The organism is Cryobacterium levicorallinum, from assembly GCF_004402405.1.
Classification (GTDB): Bacteria; Actinomycetota; Actinomycetes; order Actinomycetales; family Microbacteriaceae; genus Cryobacterium; species Cryobacterium levicorallinum.
Window position 1 is genome coordinate 113,434 of the sequence record NZ_SOFE01000004.1, and the last position, 20,873, is coordinate 134,306.

The 20,873-nt window shown below is 65.5% G+C and carries 22 protein-coding genes; 6 read left to right on the forward strand and 16 right to left on the reverse strand.

Annotated features, from left to right (window positions below):
- Positions 1 to 282 precede the first annotated feature (282 nt).
- Entirely contained in the window at positions 283 to 972 is a 690-nt protein-coding gene (locus tag E3O11_RS02710; RefSeq protein ID WP_092449610.1) for a DedA family protein, read from the forward strand.
- A 207-nt stretch (positions 973 to 1,179) separates the two neighbouring features.
- On the opposite strand, the gene E3O11_RS02720 is transcribed toward E3O11_RS02710, so the two are convergent.
- From E3O11_RS02720 to sucC, 6 genes are all read right to left on the reverse strand, one after another.
- Complete coding sequence (locus tag E3O11_RS02720) at positions 1,180 to 2,259, reverse strand: Glu/Leu/Phe/Val dehydrogenase dimerization domain-containing protein (protein ID WP_092449608.1); 1,080 nt, start codon at positions 2,257 to 2,259, stop codon at positions 1,180 to 1,182.
- Positions 2,260 to 2,423: 164 nt separating this feature from the next.
- Positions 2,424 to 4,094 (reverse strand): bifunctional phosphoribosylaminoimidazolecarboxamide formyltransferase/IMP cyclohydrolase, encoded by a 1,671-nt coding sequence (gene purH / locus E3O11_RS02725; protein WP_092449606.1) that lies wholly within the window; start codon positions 4,092 to 4,094, stop codon positions 2,424 to 2,426.
- Positions 4,091 to 4,684, reverse strand: coding sequence for a phosphoribosylglycinamide formyltransferase (purN, locus tag E3O11_RS02730; protein ID WP_092449603.1), 594 nt, complete (start codon positions 4,682 to 4,684; stop codon positions 4,091 to 4,093). Before purN ends, purH begins: the two co-directional genes overlap by 4 nt.
- Before the next feature lie 9 nt (positions 4,685 to 4,693).
- A complete protein-coding gene (locus E3O11_RS02735) occupies positions 4,694 to 5,956 on the reverse strand; it encodes a cell division protein PerM (RefSeq protein ID WP_092449601.1) in 1,263 nt (420 codons plus the stop codon).
- A 97-nt stretch (positions 5,957 to 6,053) separates the two neighbouring features.
- Positions 6,054 to 6,941: a succinate--CoA ligase subunit alpha gene (sucD, locus tag E3O11_RS02740; RefSeq protein ID WP_092449599.1), complete on the reverse strand. Its 888-nt coding sequence runs from the start codon at positions 6,939 to 6,941 to the stop codon at positions 6,054 to 6,056.
- 9 nt (positions 6,942 to 6,950) lie between these two features.
- Positions 6,951 to 8,120 carry an ADP-forming succinate--CoA ligase subunit beta gene (gene sucC / locus E3O11_RS02745; protein ID WP_092449597.1) on the reverse strand — a complete coding sequence of 390 codons (1,170 nt, stop codon included), beginning with the start codon at positions 8,118 to 8,120 and terminating at the stop codon, positions 6,951 to 6,953.
- Positions 8,121 to 8,382: 262 nt separating this feature from the next.
- On the opposite strand from sucC, the gene E3O11_RS02750 reads away from it, so the two are divergent.
- Both E3O11_RS02750 and E3O11_RS02755 read left to right on the forward strand, forming a co-directional pair.
- Positions 8,383 to 9,093 carry a VIT1/CCC1 transporter family protein gene (locus tag E3O11_RS02750; protein ID WP_092449594.1) on the forward strand — a complete coding sequence of 237 codons (711 nt, stop codon included), beginning with the start codon at positions 8,383 to 8,385 and terminating at the stop codon, positions 9,091 to 9,093.
- A gap of 18 nt (positions 9,094 to 9,111) precedes the next feature.
- Positions 9,112 to 9,492: a DUF3054 domain-containing protein gene (locus E3O11_RS02755; protein WP_092449592.1), complete on the forward strand. Its 381-nt coding sequence runs from the start codon at positions 9,112 to 9,114 to the stop codon at positions 9,490 to 9,492.
- Positions 9,493 to 9,683: 191 nt separating this feature from the next.
- Here E3O11_RS02755 and E3O11_RS02760 read toward each other — a convergent pair whose 3' ends face one another.
- The 7 genes from E3O11_RS02760 to E3O11_RS02785 form a co-directional block, all read right to left on the reverse strand.
- Positions 9,684 to 9,869, reverse strand: coding sequence for a hypothetical protein (locus E3O11_RS02760; protein WP_134479509.1), 186 nt, complete (start codon positions 9,867 to 9,869; stop codon positions 9,684 to 9,686).
- A 98-nt stretch (positions 9,870 to 9,967) separates the two neighbouring features.
- Positions 9,968 to 10,945, reverse strand: a complete 978-nt coding sequence (locus E3O11_RS02765; RefSeq protein ID WP_241991234.1) for an FAD:protein FMN transferase — start codon at positions 10,943 to 10,945, stop codon at positions 9,968 to 9,970.
- A gap of 2 nt (positions 10,946 to 10,947) precedes the next feature.
- Positions 10,948 to 11,577, reverse strand: a complete 630-nt coding sequence (locus E3O11_RS17990; protein WP_233195163.1) for an FMN-binding protein — start codon at positions 11,575 to 11,577, stop codon at positions 10,948 to 10,950.
- A complete protein-coding gene (locus E3O11_RS02775; protein ID WP_241991233.1) occupies positions 11,574 to 12,974 on the reverse strand; it encodes a ferredoxin reductase family protein in 1,401 nt (466 codons plus the stop codon). Before E3O11_RS02775 ends, E3O11_RS17990 begins: the two co-directional genes overlap by 4 nt.
- 138 nt (positions 12,975 to 13,112) lie before the next feature.
- On the reverse strand, positions 13,113 to 13,583 hold the full coding sequence (locus E3O11_RS02780) for an FUSC family protein (RefSeq protein WP_166787468.1): 471 nt from the start codon (positions 13,581 to 13,583) through the stop codon (positions 13,113 to 13,115).
- Between the two features lie 95 nt (positions 13,584 to 13,678).
- Positions 13,679 to 13,801 carry a hypothetical protein gene (locus E3O11_RS18395; protein ID WP_277871252.1) on the reverse strand — a complete coding sequence of 41 codons (123 nt, stop codon included), beginning with the start codon at positions 13,799 to 13,801 and terminating at the stop codon, positions 13,679 to 13,681.
- Between the two features lie 25 nt (positions 13,802 to 13,826).
- Positions 13,827 to 16,361, reverse strand: a complete 2,535-nt coding sequence (locus tag E3O11_RS02785; RefSeq protein WP_092449586.1) for an ATP-dependent helicase — start codon at positions 16,359 to 16,361, stop codon at positions 13,827 to 13,829.
- On the opposite strand from E3O11_RS02785, the gene E3O11_RS02790 reads away from it, so the two are divergent.
- Positions 16,360 to 16,644: a hypothetical protein gene (locus tag E3O11_RS02790; protein ID WP_092449584.1), complete on the forward strand. Its 285-nt coding sequence runs from the start codon at positions 16,360 to 16,362 to the stop codon at positions 16,642 to 16,644. The two genes, E3O11_RS02785 and E3O11_RS02790, sit on opposite strands and share 2 nt — an antisense overlap.
- Before the next feature lie 78 nt (positions 16,645 to 16,722).
- Here the strand turns inward: E3O11_RS02790 and E3O11_RS02795 are convergent, their stop codons facing one another.
- Positions 16,723 to 17,508, reverse strand: a complete 786-nt coding sequence (locus E3O11_RS02795; RefSeq protein ID WP_241994619.1) for a DUF6671 family protein — start codon at positions 17,506 to 17,508, stop codon at positions 16,723 to 16,725.
- Between the two features lie 182 nt (positions 17,509 to 17,690).
- Positions 17,691 to 17,975 (reverse strand): helix-turn-helix transcriptional regulator, encoded by a 285-nt coding sequence (locus E3O11_RS02800; RefSeq protein WP_092449785.1) that lies wholly within the window; start codon positions 17,973 to 17,975, stop codon positions 17,691 to 17,693.
- Between the two features lie 140 nt (positions 17,976 to 18,115).
- Here E3O11_RS02800 and E3O11_RS02805 point away from each other — a divergent pair, with 140 nt between their 5' ends.
- Both E3O11_RS02805 and E3O11_RS02810 read left to right on the forward strand, forming a co-directional pair.
- Positions 18,116 to 19,060 carry a sodium-dependent bicarbonate transport family permease gene (locus tag E3O11_RS02805; protein WP_092449580.1) on the forward strand — a complete coding sequence of 315 codons (945 nt, stop codon included), beginning with the start codon at positions 18,116 to 18,118 and terminating at the stop codon, positions 19,058 to 19,060.
- A gap of 5 nt (positions 19,061 to 19,065) precedes the next feature.
- On the forward strand, positions 19,066 to 19,368 hold the full coding sequence (locus E3O11_RS02810; protein ID WP_092449578.1) for a P-II family nitrogen regulator: 303 nt from the start codon (positions 19,066 to 19,068) through the stop codon (positions 19,366 to 19,368).
- 286 nt (positions 19,369 to 19,654) lie between these two features.
- On the opposite strand, the gene E3O11_RS02815 is transcribed toward E3O11_RS02810, so the two are convergent.
- Positions 19,655 to 20,713 carry a glycerophosphodiester phosphodiesterase family protein gene (locus E3O11_RS02815; RefSeq protein WP_092449577.1) on the reverse strand — a complete coding sequence of 353 codons (1,059 nt, stop codon included), beginning with the start codon at positions 20,711 to 20,713 and terminating at the stop codon, positions 19,655 to 19,657.
- Positions 20,714 to 20,873: the final 160 nt, after the last annotated feature.

Sequence of the window (20,873 nt, forward strand, 5' to 3'; positions counted from 1 at the left end):
GCGCCGTCGTTCGCAATCAGTGCGAGCGTGATCGGTGCTGTCTTTGTCATGTCTGCCTCCTGGGCGCCTGAAAGTTATGTGTGTCTCATGCCCCCGGATCAGGCAGCCTTCCAGAATATGGGAAACCGGGGGCGGAAGGCAAGGATTTTCTGGTGCGGCAGCATCCGCTTGCCGCGCGTCGCCCACTCGGCAATTCACAGGTAGGTGTCCCGTAGTCTGGGTGCAACGTCTATCGCGGGCATGCCAATTTCTGTGCCATCGCGAGTTCCGGAAGGATTCTTCATGCTGCCCACCCTGTTCGGAATCGATTTTCTCGACTCTGAGTGGCTGATCCATTCGTTTGGATCGTTCGTGCTTCTGGGCGTTGCCGTGGTTGTGTTCGTCGAGACCGGCTTCATCGTACTGTCGTTCCTGCCGGGTGATTCGCTGCTGTTCACGGTGGGGTTGCTCACCGCGACCGGGGTGGTGCCGCTGCCGATCTGGGTGACCTGTCTGGTCGTATTCGTGGCAGCGTTCGCCGGCGATCAGCTCGCCTATGTCATCGGCCGAAAAGCGGGGCCAGCGGTCTTTTCGCGGGAGAAGAACCGATTCTTCAACCCGAAGAACGTCGAGCGCACCAACGCCTTCTTCGCCAAGCACGGCGGCAAGTCGATCATTCTGGCCCGTTTTCTGCCCATATTTCGGGCCTTCGTGCCGGTCGCTGCCGGCGTCGGCAAGATGCGCTACCGCAGCTTCGTGACCTACAACGCGATCGGGGCCTTCGCCTGGGGCGTCGGCCTCACCCTGGTCGGTTACTTCCTCGGCCAGTTCGCATTCGTCGCCAAATACTCCGAGTTCTTCATCATCGGCATCATTCTGCTCTCCGGCATTCCTATTCTCACGGAGCTGGCCAAGGCTGCCCGCACGACGCTCAAGGAGCGCCGGGCTGCCGCGCGGGTGCTGCCGACCATCCCAGCCGACCTGCGCGAGTAGTCGCCGGCGGCGCCGGCCGCAGGCCCGTTCGTGGCCGGAACCCGCGCCGTGCCCGTGGCCGCGCCCGTGGCCGTGCCCGTGGCCGCGCCCGTGGCCGCGCCCGTGGCCGTGCCCGTGGCCGCGCCCGATATCGGCAGCGGTCCGGTAATCGGCGTAGCGGCCACCCGTTTCGGGCGCAGTCCTGAATACGCCCAGGGACTGAAGAGGCTACCGGGCGGCGTGCAGGCGTGCAGCGGCGAGCATCTCGGCGGCCGCGAGCGTCGTGATCTCGCTCGCGCGGGCATCCGTGAAGATCTGCGTCAGCACGGTGCCGATAGCAGCGACGCGGGCCGTGATCTGGCCAAGGTCGGCGTTCGGCTCGCTCGCCATGGCGAGGTAGACGACTCCCCCGGCGTTGACGACGAAATCCGGTGCCCAGAGGATGCCTCGCGCGCCCAGCTGGTCCGCTCCGGCAGGCACCGCGAGCTGGTTGTTGGCGGCGCCGCACACGCCCAGCACGTTCAACTCCGCGATAACGCCGGACGTCAGCACGCCGCCGAGGCCGCACGGTACGAACAGGTCGGCGTGCACGCGGTGCGCGTCAGCGACCGACACCCAGCTCGCTCCGAGCTCTTCGGCCAGGGCGTGCTTGTCGGGGTTGATATCCGTGACGGTGAGCGTGGCCCCGGCCGCGGCGAGGGCTCGGGCCAGGCGTCCGCCAACCTGGCCGAGTCCGGAGATGACGAGGTGGCGGCCGCGTACCTCCCGGCTGCCGAAGAGCGCCTCCAGGGTGGATTCGATGCTCGCGTAGACGCCGGCCGCCGTTGCATCGGCCGGTTCGCCGACGCCGCCGCTCGCGGCGGGCAGCCCGCAGACATGGTTCGTGCGTTCGGCGACGATCGCCATGAGTTCGGCGCTCGTGCCGACGTCTTCGGCGGTCATGTACGCGCCGTTCAGGCTCTCGATCGCGTCGCCGAGGTCGAGCATCGCCAGGCGCTTCTCGGCATCGGTCAGCACGGTGCCGAGCGGCAAGTAGATGACCGATTTGCCGCCGCCGAGATTGAGGCCCGCGGCCGCGTTCTTGAGGGTCATGGCGGCAGAAAGGCGCAGGGCGTCGGCTACGGCGTCGGTCCAGGTGGCGTACTGCCACAGGCGCGCACCGCCGAGGGCCTGGCCGAGCCGGGTGGAATGAACGGCGACCGTGATCAGGAGCCCTGAGCGTTCTCCCGTCGTGATCAGCACTTTCTCGTGGGAAAGTGGAATCTGTGCGAGGGAATCGAGGGCGGCGGCTGGGTGCGTGAGGGTCATGGAAACTCCGTTGTGTCGGGCCTTGTGAGCCGAGTGCGGTGGCGCCGTTATGTGGCACCGCCTCGAACAGGATAACTGGCACGCGCAGCGGGGGGGAACACCTGCGCGGCCCGGGTACGCAAAAAGCACCCTGACTGCGAGATTCAGGGTGCTCTGCGCGCGCTCTAGTGGAAGAAGTGGCGCTCTCCGGTGAAGTACATCGAGACGCCGGCCGCGGTGGCTGCGGCGATGACTTCGGGGTCGCGCACCGATCCGCCGGGCTGCACGACGGCCTTGATTCCGGCGACGAGCAGAACTTCGAGCCCGTCAGCGAAGGGGAAGAATGCGTCAGAGGCGGCGACCGATCCCTCGGCCCGCTCGCCGGCGCGGCTCACGGCGAGGTGGCAAGAGTCGACCCGATTGACCTGGCCCATTCCCACCCCGACGGATGCCCCGGCATGCGCGAGCAGAATGGCGTTCGACTTCACGGAACGGCAGGACTTCCACGCGAATTCCAGGTCGGTGCGAGTAGCGGCATCCACTTCGGGGCCGGCCACGAGGGTCCAGCCGGCCGAGCTGAATTCTTCAAAGCTGTCGGTCTGCTGCACGAGCAGGCCGCCCGAGATCTGGTGCAGTTCGAGCGAGGAACGCTCGTAGTCGGCCGGCAGCTCGAGCAGGCGAATGTTCTTCTTCTGGGTGAGCAGCTCGACCGCAGCCGGCTCGAATCCCGGGGCGACGAGCACCTCGGTGAAGATTCCGTTGACCGTTTCAGCCATGGCGAGCGTGACGACGCGGTTCGCAGCGATCACGCCGCCGAACGCGGAGATCGGGTCGCAGGCGTGCGCACGCAGGTGGGCTGAAGCGATTCCGTCCGGCGCGTTGGGCTTGGCGATGGCGATTCCGCACGGGTTGGCGTGCTTGACGATCGCGACGGCCGGCTCGCTGAAGTCGAAGGCGGCCCGCACCGCGGAATCCGCATCGACGTAGTTGTTGTACGACATTTCCTTGCCGTGCAGCTGTCGGGCCTGGGCGATGCCGCGGCCCCCCTCGCCGACGTACAGCGCGGCGGCCTGGTGCGAGTTCTCGCCGTAGCGCAGAATTGCTTCGCGGGTGACCTCGATGCCGAGCCCCTCGGGGAACGGCGCCTCTTCCTCGTCCTCGTCGTCGTCGGCCGCCGCAAACTCGACGTCCTCATCGAGCGCCTCGACGTCGTCCTGCCACTGGTCGTAGACGTTTTCGGTGAACCAGGCCGACACGCTCAGGTCGTAATCGGCGGTGTGCTCAAAGGCGAGCGAGGCGAGCTTCTGGCGCAGCTTGAGGGTCGAACCGCCAGCAGCGACGGCCTCGATGATCTCACCGTAGCTGGCCGGGTCGACGACGATCGCCACGTTGGCGTGGTTTTTAGCGGATGCCCGCACGAGCGCCGGTCCGCCGATGTCGATCTGCTCGATCACATCAGCCGGTTCGGCACCGCTCAGGGCGGTTTCCACGAACGGATACAGGTTGACGACGACGAGCTGGAAGGCCTTGATGCCGAGCTCGGCCAGCTGCGCTTCATGGGTTTCGAGGCGCAGGTCGGCGAGGATGCCGGCGTGCACGCCCGGGTGCAGGGTCTTGACCCGGCCGTCGAGTGATTCCGGAAACCCGGTGACGGCCGACACGTCGGTGACGTCGTAGCCGGCGGCGCGGATCGTGGCCGCGGTGGATCCGGTGGAAACGATTTCGACGCCATCCGCTTTGAGGGCGGCGGCCAGGTCGAGCAGGCCGGTCTTGTCGCTCACGGAGATGAGTGCGCGCTCGATGGTGATCTGGTCCCGGTTACGGTACGTGCTGGGCGCGTTGGTGTGTCCACTCATGCTTTGGAGTTCTCCTTGAGGTTCATATGTCCGTTTGCGATGTCGAGCACGGCCTGGATGAGTAGGCGTCGTTCGACGATCTTGATGCGATTCTGCAGGGAAGTTTCGGTGTCGCCGGGCTCGATATCGACGCGTTCCTGGACGAGAATGGGGCCCTCGTCGACGCCGTTATCAACGACGATGATGCTCGCGCCGGTCTGCACGGCGCCGGCGGCGAGGGCGTCACGCACGGCGTGGGCTCCCGGAAATTCGGGCAGATAGGCCGGATGCGTGTTGATCAGGTTCGGCGACAGCGCGGCGACGACGCGCGGCGGCAGCAGTCGCATCATGCCGCTGAGTATGACCAGGTCGGGCTGCCACTGCTGAATCTGGGCGAGCAGTTCGTCGCCCCAGGCCGCCCGGTCTTTAAACGACGAGAAGGGAACGGAGAAGGCCGGGATTCCGAATTCGATCCCGAGCTCCAGCCCGTCGGCGTCGCGGTCGGCGCCGATCGCGATGACTCGCGCCGGAAATTCGGCGTCTTCGGACACCTCGAGCAGGGCTCGCAGGTTGGATCCTCCGCCGGAGATCAGCACGACAATAGACAGCACCGTTTGAGCTTACCGTTTGACCGGGAGCCCCGACGGGACTCGCACCCGGCCGGCAAGCATGCCGAGGGCCGCAGCGACACCGATTTCGGCTGCGGCGAGCGCGCCGACCAGCAGCGGATTCGGGCCGACCTCGACGAGGCGGCCGGGGCCCATCGCGCCGGCCGACCACCAGGAGAGCAGCCCGAGCAGCGCTCCGGCGACCACCCCCATGCCGAGGCCGGTGAGAATGTGTTCGATCGCACTTCGTTCGGCCACACGTCGCTCGGGCACATCGGGGAGAGCCAGCCGTTGCCGGGTCACGACCGCGAATGCGAAGCCGATCAGCACCGGAACGAGCAGCCCGATAAATCCGTAGGCCGGCGTGCCCTGCGGCAGCGCGCCGAAGATGGGCAGGCCGGGCAAGGTGCCCACCACGGTGCCGATCGGCGAGACACTGGTGCCGACTCCCATCGCGATTCCCGGGCCAATGAACCAGGCTGCGGCCCAGATGACGAGGTTGGGAATGAGCGCGAGCTGCGCGAGGGTGATCGTGGCGCCGCCGAATACCCCGGCCTGCACCGCCTCGTACAGCCCGATGATGGTCGCATAGTTGAGAGCGATAAGCACGGCCACGGTCGCGGCCGACACGATCAGCACCCCCGCGGCGGCAGCGGTTCCGCCGCGCAGGGACCCGGCGATCACGATGCGGGTGGTATGCGGCAGCTTTCGATACCACGAGCGGATGCGCCGGCTCACCGGATCCAGACGCTCCGCCACTTCCACGGTCTGGCGCCGCCCCAGTTCCGCCCCGACCACAACGCCGACCGCATAGATGAGCGTCGGCAGCAGAAGCCCCTGCAGCTGGTTGGGCGTGACCGTCTCCGAGACGGCGGACAGGGTCACCAGCGCGGCGAGGACGGCGTAGGTGCCCACGGCGACGCCGACGCCGGTCCAGCGGTGCGGGGTTTCGGCGGCGCGACGGCCGGTGTGCATGCCCATGAGTACGGAGAGCATGGCGAAGCCGAGCGGCACGACGGTGACCAGAAAAGGGGTGTCGGCACCCGCCAGGCCGAGCGCGGCCGCCACGTCCGGGCCGAGCTGCACCGTGAGGTCGACACCGTTGCCGAGCAGCCAGATATCGGCCGCGGCCCGCCAGAACACGAACCATTCGACGGACAGGCCGAAGTGGGCGGCCCAGAGTATGGTGAGCGGCACCATGGCGATGCCGATGCCGATGGCGACAACAAGTAATGCCTCAAGAGCGGCGAGCAGGGCGGTCGTTATGCGGTTCATCCGTTGTGAGCCTATATCGCCCCGGTGACAATGCTTGCCAAGGCCGCACGTAGAAAGGGGCCCGCCGGTCACCCGGCGAGCCCCTCAAACGTTCTACTTACAGTGCGGCAAGTGCCTCGCGCAGCAGGGTCGCAGCCTCGCTCGGCGTCTTGCCGACCTTGACTCCGGCGGCCTCGAGGGCCTCCTTCTTGCCCTGGGCGGTTCCGGCTCCGTCGGAGACGATGGCGCCGGCGTGGCCCATGGTCTTTCCCTCGGGGGCGGTGAAACCGGCCACGTAGCCGATGACCGGCTTCGTGACGTGCGCCTTGATGTACTCGGCGGCCTTTTCTTCAGCGTCGCCGCCGATTTCGCCGATCATGACGATGGCGAGCGTCTCCGGGTCGTTCTCGAAGGCCTCGAGGGCATCGATGTGCGTGGTGCCGATGATGGGGTCGCCACCGATACCGATCGCGGTGGAGAAGCCGAGGTCGCGCAGTTCGTACATCATCTGGTAGGTCAGGGTGCCCGACTTGGAGACGAGTCCGACCGGGCCTTTGACGGTGATATTGGCCGGGGTGATGCCGACGAGTGCTTCACCGGGCGTGATGATGCCGGGGCAGTTCGGGCCGATAATGCGGGTCTTGTTGCCCTTTTTGATGGCGTAGGCCCAGAACTCGGCCGAGTCCTGCACCGGGACACCCTCGGTGATGATGACGAGCAGCGGAATCTCGGCGTCGATCGCTTCGATAACGGCGTCCTTGGTGAACACCGGCGGTACGAAGATGATCGACACGTCGGCGCCGGTCTTCTCGACGGCTTCCTTGACCGTGCCGAAGACGGGGAGTTCGACGTTGCCGTGCACGACGGTGGTGCCGGCCTTGCGGGCGTTGACGCCACCGACGACCTGGGTACCGGCCTTGAGCATGAGGGCGGTGTGCTTGGTGCCCTCACCTCCGGTGATGCCCTGAACGATGACCTTGGAATCCTTGTTGAGGAAGATTGACATTGTTGTCCCTTACTTCGCTGCGTGGGCGAGTTCGGCGGCCTTGGCGGCGCCCTCGTCCATAGTGGCGGCCAGTGTTACGAGCGGGTGGTTCGCCTCGGCGAGGATACGACGACCCTCCTCGACGTTGTTGCCATCGAGGCGCACCACGAGCGGCTTGTTGGCGGCGCTTCCAAGCTCGGCGAGCGCGCCCACGATACCCTTGGCGACAGCGTCACAGGCGGTGATGCCGCCGAAGACATTAACGAACACGCTCTTGACCTGCGGGTCACCGAGAATAACGTCGAGGCCGGCAGCCATGACCTCAGCGGATGCTCCGCCCCCGATGTCGAGGAAGTTGGCCGGCTTGACACTGCCGAAGTTCTCGCCGGCGTAGGCGACAACGTCAAGGGTTGACATGACGAGTCCAGCGCCGTTGCCGATGATACCGACTTCACCGTCGAGCTTGACGTAGTTGAGGCCGGCGGCCTTTGCCTTGGCTTCGAGCGGGTCAGCCGCGGCAGCGTCCTCGAGGAGGGCGTGCTTGGGGTGACGGAAATCGGCGTTCTCGTCGATCGTGACCTTGCCATCGAGGGCGATGATGTCGCCCTCTTCGGTGAGGACGAGCGGGTTGACCTCGACCAGGGTCGCGTCTTCACCCGTGAATACGTCGTAGAGCTTGACGAAGACCGGAGCGACCTTGTCGACGAGCTCGGCCGGGAACTTTGCGTCGATCGCGATCTGCTTCGCGACGGCGAGGTCGATGCCGACCGCGGGGTCGACGGCCGTGTAGGCGAGCGCTTCGGGCTTCTCGACGGCGAGAATTTCGATCTCGACGCCACCCTCGTAGCTGGCGAGCGACAGGTAGGAGCGGTTGGACCGGTCCAGCAGCACGGAGAAGTAGAACTCCTGCTTGATGCGGGCGCCTCCCGCCACCATGACGCGGTGCACGGTGTGGCCCTTGATGTCCAGGCCCAGGATGCCCTGGCCTGCGGCCTCGGCGTCATCCGGAGTCTTGGCTACCTTGACACCGCCGGCCTTGCCGCGGCCGCCGACCTTGACCTGCGCTTTGACGACGACAACGCCGCCGAGCTTCTCGGCCGCTGCACGCACTTCGGCGGGGGTGTCGGCGATAATGCCCGGCAGAACCGGTACACCATATTCCTCAAAGAGGTCTCTCGCTTGGTATTCGTAAAGGTCCACGCTGCTCTTCCAATCCGCGTCGTGGCGATCACCTGCCGGTGCCGGTAGATCGCTACATGATGATGGGTAATTGAGATTGTTGGTGACAGCAGTCGTTGCCGCAAAATAGCTCGACATCAAGACATACCGACCATCTGAAACTCTATCGCGTGAATCAGGCGTCGGGTCGCACCCTGAATCCGCGTCCGCCCACGCCAACCGCCCGCGCAAGGCTAGCCACACCTTGCTGGACCAGGCCTCGACACCCTGCCTATCCTTACTCATGACCAATTTGTCTCACGTGGTGGAACCACACGCCGCCGGCCTTGCCTCACGGTTGAACTGGCTGCGCGCCGGAGTTCTCGGCGCGAATGACGGCATCGTCTCTGTCGCCGCCCTCGTCGTCGGTGTCGCCGCCGCGACCACGGATTCCCACGTCATCCTCATCGCCGGTGTCGCGAGCCTGCTCGCCGGGGCGATCTCGATGGCGCTCGGGGAGTACGTGTCGGTGAGCAGCCAGCGCGACTCCGAACGCGCCCTGATCGCGAAGGAAACCTGGGAACTTGAAAACGAGCCCGACGAGGAACTCGCCGAACTCGCCGGCTTCTACCAGGCCAAGGGCCTGTCGCCCCAGACTGCCCAGCAGGTCGCGGTCGAACTGACCGAGCATGATGCCCTCGGCGCGCACCTCGAGGTTGAACTGCACATCACCGAGCAGGACGTCTCTAATCCCTGGCACGCAGCATACGCATCCGCTATCGCCTTCACCGTCGGCGCGGCGCTCCCCCTGCTCGCCGTCCTGCTGCCCCCGGCCGAATGGCGCATCGCGGCCACCTTCGTCGCGGTGCTGATCGCCCTCGTTATCACCGGTTGGCTCAGCGCGCACCTCGGCAACAGCCCGAAACCGCGCGCGATCGCCCGAATTGTCATCGGCGGCATCCTCGCCCTCGCGGTCACCTATGTCATCGGTGCACTGATCGGCGGCAACGTCTAGCGCATCTAGGCTGAAACCATGTCTCGACAATCCATCGTCACCGCGGGTGTGCTCGACGCCGCCCTCGTGCTGTTGTTCGCCGCGATCGGTCGACTGAGCCACGGCGAGACCCTGGCCGGCCTGGGCGTGACTGCCTGGCCATTTCTCGGCGGGCTGATCATCGGCTGGCTGTTGCTGCGCGCCTGGCGCCACCCGCTCAGCGTGGTCTGGACCGGCCTCGGCATCTGGATCGCAACGGTGGCCGGCGGCCTCCTGCTGCGCCTCGCTGGCGGCCAGGGCGTTCAGCTCAGTTTCGCGATCGTCACGACCATCGTGCTCGGCATCTTCCTGCTCGGCTGGCGCGCCATCGCCGCGCTGGTGCGTCGCACTTCTCGCAAGCGGATGCCCGCCCCGGTCTGATACCCCAGCCGTCTCGTACCCCAGAGGTCTCGTTGACTCCTTCACTTGGCGGCGCGAGAGGCGGCATGGGCGGCCGGGAGTATTCTCGGCGCCAGGAGCCAGGACCGACCGCGACGCGCCTGTTTCGCCTGCCGCAGGATGATCTGGAGCATCCGCTTGACGTGATTGCCGGTGCCGATACGGACTGACGGTCAGTAGCTGTCGTCGTTGTCGAAGTCGATGTCGGGGTACAGGTCGGGGTCAAGATCAAGGTCGATACTGCGGTCATCCGCATCCGGCCCCGCCAAATCCTGGTCGTCGTTCTCCCGGTCCAAATCCCGGTCGAGATCGTCGATTTTCCGGTTCTCGTCGCTCCAGAACTCATTGGCATCGCTCATGATCTGCCTCTCTTTGACGTGAGCGCGGATATTTCGCAGGTCACGGCACCCCACGCCCATGGGGCTTCAAGCAGGGCGAGCTATCTGTCCGGGCCGGTCTACTCGGCACGGTGCAGCCCCGGTGTCGCGAGCAATTGGCCGTCGCGCAGCACGGCAAGCACGTCGATGGCGAACCGCGCGGTCATCTCGTTCAGCGTCGCTTCGCCGCCGGCCACGATCGCCGTCGCGAGCACATCTGCCGTGACAATGTCGGCGGCGAACACGCTTACCTGGCGAAACGGCGATAACTCCCCGTTCAGCGCCGTCCAGATGTGTTCGCCGCGTTCCGCGCTGCCCGACGTCGCTACCGCGCGAAGCGGATGCCGCAGCGGCACGCTGGCCAGCACGTCACCTCGGTAGGCCGGATTGACTATCGCCACGACCCACTCCGGATGCTCGGTGACCACTGCCGGAACGGCCACCCCGTGCCCGGTCGACATCGCGCCGTCGCCGAACTCCCACGCTCCAAACCGACCTTTCGGCTCGCCGCTGACCAGAACATCGCCGCCCGCATTTATGGACCAGTTGAGCAGACCCCGAGAGGTCAACGCCGCACCGGCCTCAGCTATCGCAAGAGCCTTCACCACCCCGGAGAGATCGATCACACCATCGGCGCGATGCGGTGTGAACACGCCATTGCTGCGGTCGCGCCAGGTCAGCGCGAGCGCGTAAGCGTCCCGCACACTCGCACTCGAATCCGTCAAACGGATGTCCCCACGCGCGATCCGGCTCAGCTCCGAGTCGTCCCGGTATAGGCTGAACCGCTCATCCCAGCGCCGAAACATCGCCTTGGCGAGTTCTGCGGCTTCGACCCGAGCGCTCTCCCCCACGGTGTGCGCATCGGAATCGGCCAGCCGCAGGCTCACCATCGTGCCCATCGTCTCGAAAGTCAGCGCTGGCCAGGTGCGATCGACCGATGCGCGGGCGGCCGTGCGGGCTGCCACACGGGCGGACTCCACCGCGTGCGGCAGCCCGGGCGCGGGACGCACCGGCGAGCCGGCGAGTGTGCGTTCGTGATCGGATCCGATGGCGGCCACGTTTAAAAGCCCGCCGTGTCGAGGGCTGATTGCAGGGACCGCAGGTAGCCCTGGGTCGTGTAGGTGGCGCCGCTGACGCTTTGCACGTTCGCGGACTGCGCGGCGAGCACCTCGGATCGCAGAATCGGCGCGGCCTGGTTGCTGATGGCGACCGATCGGCCGCCGCGGTTGGTCAGCTGCAGCGGAGTGACCTCGGTGATCGCGCCGTTGGCGATGGTCACCGACACCTGCATGTTGCCGAATTGGGTCTGCACCACCGCGCCGGTGAAGGTTCCGGACTGCGCGGCCGCTGACGCGGCAGCGGCTGTCGCGGCGGCCTGGGCTGTGGCGGCAGTGTTCGCCGCGGCGGTGGAGGCATCAGCGGCATCCGCTGCAGCCTGGGCTGACGCTGCAGTGTTCGCGGCGTCGGCCTGAGCCTTCGCCGCAGCTGCGGCATCAGCAGCCGCTTTGGCCGTGGCGGCGGCCTGCGCCGCGGCATCCGTTGTGGCGGTCACTGTCGCAGCCGTCGCGGTGCCGCCGGTGAAGGCGGTCAGGCTCTGCGAGACGTCGATCGCCTGGGAGCCCAGCTGCCAGCCTATGCCGACGATCGAGACGGAGGCCAGGGTGGCCAGGGCTACTGCACGTGCTCTCACCAGTCGAACCTTTCGTAGTGGATCTGCTTCTTGGGAACCCCGCCGGAACGGGCATCGCGCACGACGGCGTCGGTCCACGGCCGGGGGCCGCAGATATAGATGTCGCTGCTGGTCAGTTCCGGCACGATCTTCTTCAGGGTGATCCCGGCTTTGGCGGCATCCGCTGGCAGCCAGGTGCTGACTCCCTTGGGTCGTTTGCCGGCGATGACGCGCAGCTGCGCGCCGCGCACCCGGCAGAGGTCCGTCAGTTCGTCGACCAGGTAGGTGTCGCCGACCGAGTGCGAGCGGAGCAGCACGGTGGCGTGGCCCGGCGCGAACGAGACCGTTTCCAGCAGGGAGCGGATGGGCGCCACGCCGATGCCGGCCGCGATCAGCACGACCCGCGGCGACGTGCGGGCGTTTTCGGTGAACAGGCCATACGGGCCTTCGAAGCTCACCCGGGTGCCACGCGCCAGTTGGGGCAGCTGCCGGGAGGCGTCCCCGAGACCGCGCACGGTGACGCGCAGGCCCCGCCCGCTCGGGGCGGAGGACAGGGAAAACGGGTGTGCCTGCCACCAGAGTCCGTGCGCCCAGAACCGCCAAATGAAGAACTGTCCTGATGTCGCGCGCAGCTGCTCCAGCTTTCGTCCGGTCAGGGTGATCGAGACCACACCGGGTGCGACCTGCTCGATCGAAGCCACCCGAAGCTGGTGCCGCGCTGAGCGCACTACCGGCAGCAGGAAGCGAAACACGACGATGCTTCCGGCGACCGCAACGTACAGGGCCAGCCAGTAGTAACGGGCGATGGAACCCTCGCTGAGCAGGCCACCGACGCTTAACTGGTGCGGAATGGCGACGAGCACCGAGAGGTAGGCCAGCAGGTGCACAGCGTGCCAGGCCTCGTAGCGAAACTTTCGACGCACCACGACGAGCGAGGTCACGACGACGCCGATCATGAGCGCGAGGCCGAGAAAGGCGAGCGGCATGTCGGGCAGGCCTGTGAACATGTTCCAGGCCTCGATGAAAACATTCACATTTTCAGCGAGCGCGTAACCGGTGATGAGCAGCACGGCATGGCCGAGGATGAGGTAGAGGGCGGGCTTGCCGAGCGACTGGTGCACGGCCATCGCCTGATCGTGCCCGAAGGCGCGGGCGACCGGAGGCAGGCGCGCGGCCAGCACGAGCATCACGAGCAGCAGGTCGGTGCCGACCAGGCCCGCGACAATTCCGAGCGAGGTGAACACGTCGGCCGGGGTCGAAAAGCGGGCGGCTCCCCCGTCGGCGAGAAAGATGGCGATGACGATGGCGACCGACGCCACGCAGAGGATCTGCAGGGTGTCGGCCAGTCGCATCCGCTTTTTGTAGGCCGGATGCAGCAGCGCCGGGCCGGTGCGGGTGGTGCGCGTGTCGAGGCTCATGAATAGAGCATCGAGCCACTGCCCATCGATGGCCTATCGATGACCTGTGAACGGCCTGTGTGTCGTCTATGCCTCATTTTCGCGGGGTAAATGGGGGCGACGGCAGCTTTGAGTGAATCCCGACAGCCCCGTTATCGACTACCCCGGCAGCTCCGGTCGTCTCCGGGCCTGCGCGCGCACGAGCAGCACAATGACCAGGGCGACGACGCTGCCGAGTATTGTCTCCAACACGCGATCGACGAGCAACGCCGGCACCGGCACCGGGCTCGTGAGGTGCACCACGGTGAGGGCGAGCGGGGTCACGAACAGCAGGGCGGCGCCGTAGTGGCGGCCGATCAGAATCTCGGCACCGAACTGACCGAGCGCGACGACCAGAATGAGCACGGCGACCGGCGGGCCCGGCAACAGCACGAGCGCGGTCACAACGACGCCGAGGGTCGTGCCGATCATGCGGTGAAATGCCCGCGAGACGGAGTGCTTCGCGCCGGGCGGCGGCAAGACCGCAACGACACTGACCACGGCCCAATACGGATGCCCGACGCCCGCCACGAGCGCGACCGAACCGGCGGCGAGCGCGCCGGCCACGTTTTGGGCGATTGAGACCCCCACCTGAGCGTCGCGGATCGCACCGGGATGAACGCGCGCAGCCGCACCCGATAAGGCTCGTTGCGGCCGAACAGCGCCGTCAGCGAGTCGAACGCCGCTTAGGCGGCCCAGTCGCGCTGGCCGGTGAGGACGAGCACGCTGAGCGGCAGCGCCGCGGCGACCGCGGCCCGGGTAGCGACCTCGAACTGGAAGCCGCGCAGGGAGCGCGCCCACAGCCACAAGCTTTCGGGCTTGGCGGGCTAGGCGCTAGATCTTTTCGATTGGAGCGATCTTGATCAACAGCTTTTTGGCGCCCGCTGTGTCGAACTGCACGTGCGCGATGCGCTTGGTTCCTTCGCCGGTGACCTGGTTGACCCGGCCCTCGCCGAAGTCGTGGTGGCGGATGCGGTCGCCCGCCGCCAGTTCGAGGCTGCCGTTGTCGCGCACCGTTCCGGTGATCTTGTTCGCCCACTCCGTCTTCGGCTTGCCCGGCGGCAGGCCGGCCGGCTTCGCGCTGGTGCCGTAACCGCTGCGCCCGCCGTAACCGTCGCTCGAACTAGTCAAAGAGTTGCCAAAGCCACCAAAGCCGCCATCGCGGCGCGCGTTCAGAGCGCGCGGCTGGGTGCCGCCGCGCGAGTTGGCCATTCCCGGCGACTGCTTCCAGTCGATCAGCTCGGCCGGGATCTCCTGCAGGTAGCGGCTCGGCATCGCCACGTTGATATCGCCGAACTGGGCCCGGGTCATGGCAAGTGAGAGGTAAAGCCGCTTGCGGGCGCGGGTGATGCCCACATAGAACAGGCGGCGCTCTTCAGCCGGACCGCCCGGCTCGTTCGCCGACATCTGATGCGGCAGCAGCCCCTCCTCAACGCCGGTGAGGAACACGGCCTCGTATTCGAGGCCCTTCGCAGTGTGCAGCGTCATCAACGACACCGTTCCCGACGCGTCGTCGAGGTCGTCAGCGGCGGCCACGAGTGACACCTGGGTGAGAAAGTCGACAAGACCGCCGTCGGGGTTCTCCTTGTTGAAGTCCTTGGTCTGGGCGACGAGCTCCTCGATGTTCTCGGCCCGCACCTCGTCTTGCGGGTCACGGCTGCCCCGCAGCACGGCTAGCAGTCCGCTGCCGCCCAACAGAAACTCGAGCACGTCGGAGACGTTGGAGCCGCCGACCGGCACGCCGTCATCGGTGACCGACGTCGGCACAAGCAGGAGCGCGGCGGCATCGAGCAGTTCGGCCAGTTTGAGGATGGTGCCGGTCACCTTCGGGCCGAGACCCAGTGCGGCGCAATTGCGCATTGCCTGCCGAAAGGTGAGCTCGTTATCGTCGGCAAAGCTCGACAGTGCGGTCTCGGTGGCCGGGCCGATACCGCGCTTGGGGGTGTTCAGAATGCGGCGCAGGGCGAGTTCGTCGACCGGGTTGGCGACGGCGATGAGGTAGGCCAGGGCATCCTTGATTTCGGCCCGCTCATAGAATTTGGTGCCGCCGACCACCCGGTACGGTGTGGCCGAGCGCACCAGGATTTCTTCGAGCGCTCGGGTCTGCGCGTTGGTGCGGTAGAACACGGCCATGTCGCGGTAGGCCATGCCGGCCGCGTGCAGCACCTGGATCTCGTCGGAGACGAACTGGGCTTCGTCGTGCCCGGAATACGCCGTGAAACCGACGATTTTCTCGCCGTCGCCGCCCGCACTCCACAATTTTTTGTCGGTGCGGTCGAAGTTGTGGCCGATCACGGCGTTCGCCGCTGAGAGGATGTTCTGGGTCGACCGGTAGTTCTGCTCGAGCAGAATCACCTTCGCTCCGGGGTAGTCCCGCTCGAAGCCGCTGATATTGCGGGTGTCGGCGCCACGGAAGGCGTAGATGGACTGGTCGGAGTCACCGACCACGGTGAGCGAGGCGCCGGGAATGGCGCCACTGCCGTCGCGCAAATTGCGCACGTGCACACCGTCGTCTTCCATCTCCTGAGCGAGTTCGGCCGTGACCGGCCGGGTGAGCTCGTGCACGAGGGCGTACTGAGCGTGGTTGGTGTCCTGGTATTCGTCGACCAGCAGGTGCCGAAACCGCCGCCGGTAGAGCGCGGCGACCTTGGGGAACGCACGAAACAGGTAGACGGTCTCACCGATGAGGTCGTCGAAGTCGAGCGCGCTCGCGGCACGCAGCCGGGCGGAGTACTGCCGAAAAATCTCGACGAACATGACCTCCTGCGGGTCGCTCATGTTCGCGTTGCGGGCATAGGAATCGGCGTCGGCGAGTTCGTTCTTGAGCTTGGAGATCTTGGCGCCCGCCGATCCGGGCGTGAAGCCGTAGGTGTCGGCGTCGAGACCCTTGATGATGCGCTTGAGCGTGACCTTGCTGTCGGCCGAGTCGTAGATGCTGAAGGTGCTCGACAGACCGATCTTCTCGGCTTCGCGGCGCAGAATGCGCACGCAGGAGGAGTGGAAGGTGCTGATCCACATTCCGTCGGACGCTTGGCCGAGGATGGCGTGCACCCGCTCGCGCATTTCAGCGGCCGCCTTGTTGGTGAACGTGATCGCGAGAATCTGGCTCGGCCAGGCATCCCGCGTTTCGAGCAGGCTCGCCACCCGACGGGTGAGCACGCTGGTCTTGCCCGACCCGGCGCCGGCGATGATGAGCAGCGCCTGGCCGCGGTATTCGACGGCTTCTTTCTGCTGCGGGTTGAGCCCGTCGAGCAGCGGGCTCTGCTGGGCGCTGCCGGTGCCCGCATACCCATTGGAATCGAGAATGATCGGCGTGGCCGAGCGGCCGGCGGTGGCGGGCGCGGATTCCGCGTGAAGAGGTGTGATCATGTCGATTTCCAGTGTAGGCGAGGCCCCTGACACGCGGGCGGGTCGGGTTATGGAGTTTAGCGACGCCCCGACGATTACTGATCGAGTCAACTGGATGGATGATCGCAGGGGCGACAACCGTGAACCCCACCGCGCAGACGTTGACGAGGTCGAGCTTGTCGACGACATAAACGCGGAGGAGGACTATCTCCTTCTTCTCTTGGCCGCTTCCGCCACGCCCAATGGCCGCAACCCCTCCACGCCCCAGAAATCACCATTCAAACGCTTAGCTGAACGGTATTGATCTAAAACCCATGCGGCTCTCGTGGCTGGCCTGCCGCACATCAGGTGCGCGACCAGCGTGTCGAGGGCATGGGCAACATCACGGGTTGCAGTTGTCGCAAAAACGCGGGTCGGCGTAGCTTCGGTCGGTGAACTCGCGAGTGTGGCGATGCGGGCAGATGAGGCATCCATGAGTTTCAGCACGGGTCTCGTTCGTGGGCGCGGAGCAGTCGCTGCAGGGCAGTCCTGCCACCCGCTCTACCTTCCAGAAACCTGGGGTGCCGCAGGCTGGACACAGGGAACGTAGTTTCTGTGCGAGGTCTTCGGCCGCGAGACGGATGTTTTCCATACGCGTCGGATTGGCGTGGGCGCGCACGTCCGTTTCGAGAAACACGTGGCCGTTTTCCGATTGCGCCAGCGCCCACGCAAAGGTGTTTTCCAGTTCCGCCCAGGCGGCGATTCCCTTGCGGATGCGGGGGTCGTGCTCGCTTTCCGGGCGTACGACCACGTGGTGTTCGGGGAACCTCGATTTGAGGGCGAACGTTTCGGCGGCTGCCCAGTCCGCCGTCAGCAGGTGGGAGAAATTCGCTTTGCCTTGCGCCACGCCGACGACCTCCAAGTCGCGCTCACGGTCGATCCAGATCAGGAATTCAACGTTCCAGGGGAACATCCCCATGAACGGATCCTGACCAAACGACCCCTCGCTGGCAAGGCCCAGGGGTAATGCCGACAATTCCATGCCCACGCGCGCTTTCTTGCGTGCTGCCTCAAGCTGTGTGCCGGAGCGGGGGATATCGCGGGTGAAAGTACCGAGTAGATCCGTGTCGTAGCCCACGATGTGTTCGACCCGGCAACCAAGCTCCCGCTCCAACACAGGACCGACCACGCGCTCCTTACCATGTTGGGTCAGCAGAGCGACCCGTTTACCGGAGTAGATGGAGCTCGAGTCCGAATTCCCTGAATCATTGCAGACCACATCTCACCTGCCCTGCTGAGCACGAGCTGTTGGCACAGACTGTTCGTCGACCGGGCCACACCGCACGCGGCTGGCGGTTTCGACCGCGGTGGCTACTCACGGTTGACGGATCCAAGGGCTCTGAGAAGCTCACCAATTTGGTGGTGGCGTTCCAAGGGATGTCGAAGCGGTAAGTCTGGGTAGAGCTGATAACTGTTGCGCCGCCCGTCGCGTTGACGCGTGAGATAGCCATCTGCGACGAGTTCGGCGATTATTCGCTGGGCGGCGCGTTCGGTGATCCCCACTTCTACTGCGATATCGCGCAATCGCATGCCGGGGTCTTGAGAAACGCAGAGTAAAACGTGTGCGTGATTAGTAAGAAAGGTCCAGTCGGCCATCATCTCACCATAGCCGACACACGCTCCACAATGCACGCTATACTTAGCACGTATTGGTCAGCGTGCATTGACGGGGTTGGTCACCATGGAGTCGCGCCGCTTCTTCACACTTCGAGCAGAGTAAATAAGAGAGCCACAATGTGATCGATCCCATCATTCTCTTCTTCCTGCTCGGAGCCGTGGCCGGCCTCCTGCGTTCAGAATTGCGTCTTCCGGCGGCGATTTACGAGTTCGTCAGCATCGTGCTGCTGCTGGCCATTGGTCTCAAAGGCGGCGTGGAACTCGCCAGGCAGCCTTTCGCCAGCCTGTTGCCGCAGATGCTCGCCGTGGTGGCCATGGGTTTTGGCCTCACCCTGGTCGCGTTCCCGGTGCTGCGCTATCTGGGCCGTTTCAAGCGAGCGGATGCGGCCTCTATCGCCGCCCACTACGGTTCCGTGAGCGTGGGCACCTACGCCGTCGCCGTCGCCTACCTCGGCAGCCAGCAGATCTCGTTCGAAGAACACATGCCGCTGCTTCTGGTGCTGCTGGAAGTGCCAGCAATTCTGGTGGGAATTGTGCTCGCACGAGGCATCTCGCGCGAGACCCGGTGGAAGTCGATCGCCCATGAAGTGTTTCTGGGGAAAGGCATCGTGCTGCTCCTGGGCGGACTACTCATCGGCTGGGTAGCTGGCCCGGACGGGCTGTCGTCCATCCAACCGTTATTCGTGGACCTCTTCAAAGGAATTCTCGCTCTTTTTCTGCTGGAGATGGGCTTGATTATGGCCACACAGATGGGAAGCCTGCGCCGACACGGCCCCTTTCTGGTGGTCTTTGCCATCGCAATGCCGCTTTTTTCAGCGCTGGTGGGAACGTGGCTGGGGTGGTCTTTGGGCCTCTCCATCGGAGGAACGACCATCCTGGCAACTCTGGCGGCCAGTGCGTCCTACATCGCGGTACCGGCAGCCATGCGCATCTCTGTACCCGACGCAAACCCCACCCTCTCCCTGGCCGGTGCGCTCGGGATAACATTTCCGTTCAATGTCCTGATCGGGATCCCGCTGTACCACGCACTCGCCGTGTGGGCTCATACGTTCGCGAAAGGTTGAACCCGATGCAAAGCCATACCCGCAAGCTGTTGACCGTTGTCACCGAAGCCGCCCTCGAAAGCACTCTTGTCCGGGATATCGATCGGCTTCACGCCCACGGGTACACCATCACTGACGCTCGTGGCAAGGGGAGTCGTGGTACTCGCAACGCCGGCTGGGAAACAAATGGGAACATCCGCATCGAGGTGGTGTGCGACGCAGCGACGGCTGAAGAAATCGCCGCCCATTTTCAGGAGCATTACTACGACAACTACGCCATGATCCTCTTCGTGAGCGATGTCGAGGTACTCCGACCTGAGAAGTTCTGAGACCCCACTCAGGTTCCTCAGGTTTCGGTGACTGTCCGCTGAGTCTCCACAATCTTTCCTCAGGGCACCCATCTCGGGCGGCACCGAGCGATCCCGCATCCCGTCTCAACGCGCGTCGCCCGGCACTCGACAATTGTGCGAGACCGTCCCGTAACGGATTCGGCTCCCGGGCCACTCTGAGCCCTAAAGCACAGCGCAGCGCGCGCGTTTCACTTCGATTCGTGTTTGCGGTGTCTCGAAACCTACGCGTGTCGGAACACATGGATTACGAGACGCTGGCAGCCGCTCAGAACGCGTCGCGCACGTGCACGGCCAGATCCGGGTGGTCGGCGAATACCCCGTCGATGCCGGAGCCGAGAATGACGCGGAACTCCGACTGCCAGTGTCCGAAGTCGCCCTTGCGGGTACCGCTGCGAAAGGTTTTTGCCAGGAATTTGTTTTCCGGCCGCAGGGTCCAGCAGTAGATCTCGAGCCCGGCAGCGTGGGCTTCGTCCACCAGAGCGGATGCCCCGGTCACGTCACCCGCAGCATCCGTTTCGAGGATGAGCGATTTGGGCACGCTGATGCCATCGACGCCGATATCACTCGTGGCGGTACTGGAGCCCATACTGCTGCGGGACCCGCCAGCCGAGCGGCCAGCGGCGAGGCTCGCGAGCCCGTCGGCCGTGAGGTGGTCGGCGTAGCTGAGCGCGCCGGCGCCGTACTCCGCGACCTGGTCGACGGGGTACCCCTCGTCTTCGATCAGGAAGACGCGTTTGCCACGCACGCCCTGAGCCCGAACCTGGGCGAGCACGCTCGGTTCAAAGCTCTCCACGGTGAGCCGGTCGGTGTTCCAGCCGGCCGCGGAGACCTCGGCCGCGAACAGTTCGGGCAACGGCAGGTCGAGCCCTCCGAAATAGGTGGCGTGCTTGATCTCGGCGACGATCCCGAGCGTTCGGTTGGTCTGCTCGGCCGCGGCGTCGACGAGGTCGAACAGGTCGCGCAGGCGCAGAATCGGGTGCTGGTCGTCGAAGGTCGTATTGCTCTGTCGCAGGGCTGGCAGCCGTTCCCGGGCGCGCAGGGTGCGCAGTTCCTCCCAGGTGAAATCCTCGGTGAACCAGCCGGTGATCGCCTTGCCGTCAACGATTTTCTCGGCGCGGCGAGCGGCGAATTCGGCGCGAGTGGCGACATCCGTTGTTCCGGAGATTTCGTTTTCGTGGCGAATGACGAGCACGCCGTCGCGGGTGGCGACCAGGTCAGGTTCGACGGCGTCGGCGCCGAGCGCGAAGGCCAAATTGAAAGCTGAGCGTGTGTGTTCGGGCCGGTGGCCGCTTGCCCCGCGGTGGCCAATGACGATCGGTTGCATGGTGTCAGGCTAACCGCGCCAGCAGAACGGATGCTGGGGGCCGGCATCCGCTTGCAGCGAAATGGGTGCCAGATCACGGCTTGAATTGCTGCAAATCGGCTGATCCCCAGCACATTCGAATGCGCTCTCGGGTACCTTTAACGCAGTGCCGCACCAGGCG